At 36.6% G+C, this 3964-nt stretch carries 3 protein-coding genes and 1 pseudogene; all 4 read left to right on the forward strand.

The annotated features are described in order from the left end of the window. Positions 1-447, forward strand: a pseudogene (locus AC3ASS_RS05675) (GTPase HflX); the annotation flags it as partial. Then, the gene (locus AC3ASS_RS05680) at positions 422-1690 is read left to right on the forward strand and encodes a methionine gamma-lyase family protein (protein WP_488282547.1); all 1269 of its coding nucleotides are present in this window, start codon (positions 422-424) and stop codon (positions 1688-1690) included. The pseudogene AC3ASS_RS05675 and the gene AC3ASS_RS05680, both read left to right, overlap by 26 nt. A 164-nt stretch (positions 1691-1854) precedes the next feature. After that, complete coding sequence (locus AC3ASS_RS05685) at positions 1855-2262, forward strand: MerR family transcriptional regulator (protein ID WP_488282550.1); 408 nt, start codon at positions 1855-1857, stop codon at positions 2260-2262. A 24-nt stretch (positions 2263-2286) separates the two neighbouring features. Then, positions 2287-3621 (forward strand): type I glutamate--ammonia ligase, encoded by a 1335-nt coding sequence (gene glnA, locus AC3ASS_RS05690; RefSeq protein WP_488282548.1) that lies wholly within the window; start codon positions 2287-2289, stop codon positions 3619-3621. Positions 3622-3964 lie beyond the last annotated feature (343 nt).

Consider the following 3964-nt stretch of genomic DNA (forward strand, 5'->3'; position numbering starts at 1 on the left):
GTGGTTGATAGTTCAAACCCTGATTATTTCCAACACGAACAAACCGTACAAAAATTATTAACAGAACTTAACATTCATCAAATTCCTCAACTTACGGTTTACAATAAAAGAGATATCCTTTACGATGAATTTGTTCCAACGGTAAAGAATGATGCTATTCACATTTCTGCTTTTCATAAAGATGATTTAATTAAGCTTAAAATAAAAATTGAGGAAATGATGATTCAGCAAATGGTGAAATATGATGTGAAGATTCCATCTTCGGAAGGGAAATTGTTATCGCAATTGAAAAGCGAATCCGTTGTGAAGGAACTCGTATTTATAGAAGATGAAGAAGTTTATCAATTAAAAGGATATGTTTTTCCAAATCAATCGCTATATGGAAAAATAAAAAAATTTCAAGACGGAGAAGGAGAACAACATGTGGAAGGACTGGAAGAATGGTAACAAATTGAAAAGATTAGTAGAGGAAGTGGAAGAACAAATTAAAGATGTTCATTCCTCCATTGATCGAATCATTGACTATAATCAATTAAAGGTATTAAAAAGTTTTCAAAAGTTTCGTGTCAGCGATACACATTTTTACCCATCAACGGGTTATGGTTATGATGATATTGGAAGAGATACATTGGAAGAAGTATATGCAGATGTATTTCGAGCAGAAGCTGGCCTTGTTAGACCTCAAATCATTTCCGGTACTCATGCCATTTCGACAGCGCTATTTGGGGTATTACGTCCCGGAGATGAACTTTTATACATTACCGGGAAACCATACGATACGTTAGAAGAAATTGTTGGAATTCGAGGTTCTGGCGTCGGTTCATTAAAAGAATTCAATATTAGTTACAATTCCGTATCACTATTGGAAGATGGTTCACCTAATTATGAGGCAATTAAGAATTCTATATCCGAACGTACCAAAATGATAGGAATTCAACGATCTAAAGGATATTCGAACAGACCGTCCTTTACTATTGCTGAAATTAAAAAGATGATTGAATTTGTCAAAGAGATAAAAAATGACGTCATTGTGTTTGTAGATAACTGCTACGGGGAATTTGTTGAAGAAATGGAGCCAACAGAAGTGGGCTGTGACTTAATGGCGGGTTCTTTAATCAAAAATCCTGGAGGCGGTTTAGCGAAAACGGGCGGATATATTGTTGGAAAAAAAGAATTAGTTGAAATGTGTGCATATCGATTAACTTCGCCTGGGATTGGTAAAGAGGCAGGGGCATCATTATATTCATTACAAGAAATGTATCAAGGATTTTTCTTAGCCCCTCATATCGTAGGACAAGCATTAAAAGGTGCTATATTTACATCGGCTTTATTAGAAAAATTAGGGATGAACACAAATCCATCGTGGAACAGTAAACGTACAGATTTAATTCAGTCTGTTGAATTTCACGACAAAGAGCAAATGATTGAATTTTGCCAGGCCATCCAATATGCATCACCTGTTAATTCACATGTTACCCCATATCCAAGTTATATGCCAGGATATAGTGACGATGTGATTATGGCTGCCGGTACGTTTATACAAGGAGCGAGCATCGAATTAACAGCTGATGGACCAATTCGACCTCCATATACAGTTTATGTTCAAGGAGGATTGACATATTCGCATGTAAAACTTGCCATTTGTATTGCAATCGATCGATTAATCGAAAAAGGTCTTGTCATCCTTTAAACATTTCGTTTAAAAATTTTTGGTTAAAAGTTCGGCTATAAACCGAACTTTTTTAATTTGATATGAATAAATTTATGATGTAAGATTTTCTAACATCATATTGACAGAATAATTAACATGATGTAAGATGAACATATGAATTAAAGGAGAGGGGGAGTTCGTTGATGAAAGGAAGTGACATTCGTAGAAACATGCCGTTGTTCCCAATCGGAATCGTTATGGAACTTACCGAATTAACGGCTAGACAAATTCGCTATTACGAGGAACACGGATTAGTGACACCAGCAAGAACAAAAGGCCGACAGCGACTATTTTCGTTAAACGACATTGACAAATTATTAGAGATTAAAGATTTACTAGACCAAGGAATTAACATTGCAGGAATAAAACAAGTATTTGCAATGAAGGAACAGCATGAAATGGATATTCAATATTACAAAGCAGAACAAAAAGCTAGAAAAGAATTGTCGGAGGAAGAACTTCGAAAGGTACTTCGCTACGAATTAATGCAAGCTGGACGCTACAATCGAACATCTCTTCGACAAGGCGATCTTTCCCGATTCTTTCACTAATTTTATTTTCAGGAGGAATAATCAATGGCTAAGTACACAAGAGAAGATATTGAAAGAATGGCTCGTGAAGAAAATGTGTCCTTTATTCGATTACAATTTACAGACATTTTAGGAACGATTAAAAATGTGGAAATCCCAAGAAGCCAATTAAGCAAAGCGCTGGATAACAAAATGATGTTTGATGGATCTTCCATTGAAGGATTTGTACGAATTGAAGAATCCGATATGTATTTATATCCAGATTTAGACACATGGGTTATTTTCCCTTGGACAGCTGAGAAAGGGAAAGTTGCTCGTCTCATTTGTGATATTTATAAATCTGACGGCACACCGTTTGAAGGAGATCCTCGTAACAATTTAAAACGTGTGTTACAAGAAATGAGAGAGCTAGGATTTACAAGTTTTAATTTAGGACCAGAACCAGAATTTTTCTTATTTAAGCTGGATGAAAAAGGGGAGCCGACTTTAGAGTTAAATGATAATGGTGGGTATTTTGATTTAGCACCTACGGATTTAGGGGAAAACTGCCGTCGCGATATCGTATTAGAATTAGAAGAAATGGGTTTTGAAATTGAAGCCTCCCATCATGAAGTAGCTCCAGGACAACATGAGATTGATTTTAAATATGCTGACGCGGTAACTGCTTGTGATAATATCCAAACGTTCAAATTAGTAGTTAAAACTATTGCTCGCAAACACAGTCTACATGCTACATTTATGCCAAAACCTTTATTTGGAGTAAACGGCTCTGGTATGCACTGCAATATATCTCTTTTTAAAGGAAACGAAAATGCATTCTTTGATCCGAACGGGCCACTAAAAATGAGTGAAACAGCTTATCAGTTTATTGCAGGAGTTTTAAAACATGCTCCTCATTTTACAGCTGTTACTAATCCAACAGTTAACTCTTATAAACGTCTTGTTCCTGGTTATGAAGCACCATGTTATGTCGCTTGGTCTGCTCAAAACAGAAGTCCGTTAATTCGAATCCCTGCTTCACGAGGATTAAGTACACGTATTGAAGTGCGAAGTGTAGACCCTTCTGCAAATCCATATTTAGCAATGGCAGTATTATTAAAAGCAGGTTTAGATGGAATTAAAAACAAATTAACGCCTCCTGCTCCAGTAGATCGTAACATTTATGTGATGACAAAAGAGGAACGTTTAGAAGAAGGAATCGTTGATTTACCTGCTACATTAGCCGAAGCTTTAGAAAATTTAAAAGCTGATAAAGTCATTACAGATGCCTTAGGTGGACACATATTAGAACGTTTTCTTGAGGCAAAAGAAATTGAATGGGATATGTTCCGCACGGCAGTTCATCCTTGGGAACGTGAACAGTATATGAAGATGTATTAATATAATGTTCTGCTGTTAAAACCATTTGAACTAGCAAATTTGTTCATCTTAGATGGAAATATATAGAGAATGGAAAAGATTGGCTATAGCCAATCTTTTTTTTATGTGCGCCCGGCATGTACATGAACTATAGGGTGTAAGTCCCGAACCCCGAAGACAGAAGTAGAGGTTAGCCAAGAGCAAGGGTGTCCGTGGTGACGCGGAATCTGAAGGAAGCTGGAGGCAAAACACCGGTCCGAGGAACACGAACCTCATATAAGGCTAGGTATGATTGAGTGAGTTTGCATAACAAAACAAAGCTCTTTCTGTCGAAGGTCATATCGAGTAAATGAGGCGGATAGAT

This window comes from Bacillus sp. JST-5, from assembly GCF_057747715.1.

What these genes read in the sequence shown, in the direction of transcription:
- AC3ASS_RS05680 (WP_488282547.1), top strand. Translation starts at nt 422, where the DNA reads ATGTGGAAGGACTGGAAGAATGGTAACAAATTGAAAAGATTAGTAGAG.
- AC3ASS_RS05685 (WP_488282550.1), top strand. Translation starts at nt 1,855, where the DNA reads ATGAAAGGAAGTGACATTCGTAGAAACATGCCGTTGTTCCCAATCGGA.
- glnA (WP_488282548.1), top strand. Translation starts at nt 2,287, where the DNA reads ATGGCTAAGTACACAAGAGAAGATATTGAAAGAATGGCTCGTGAAGAA.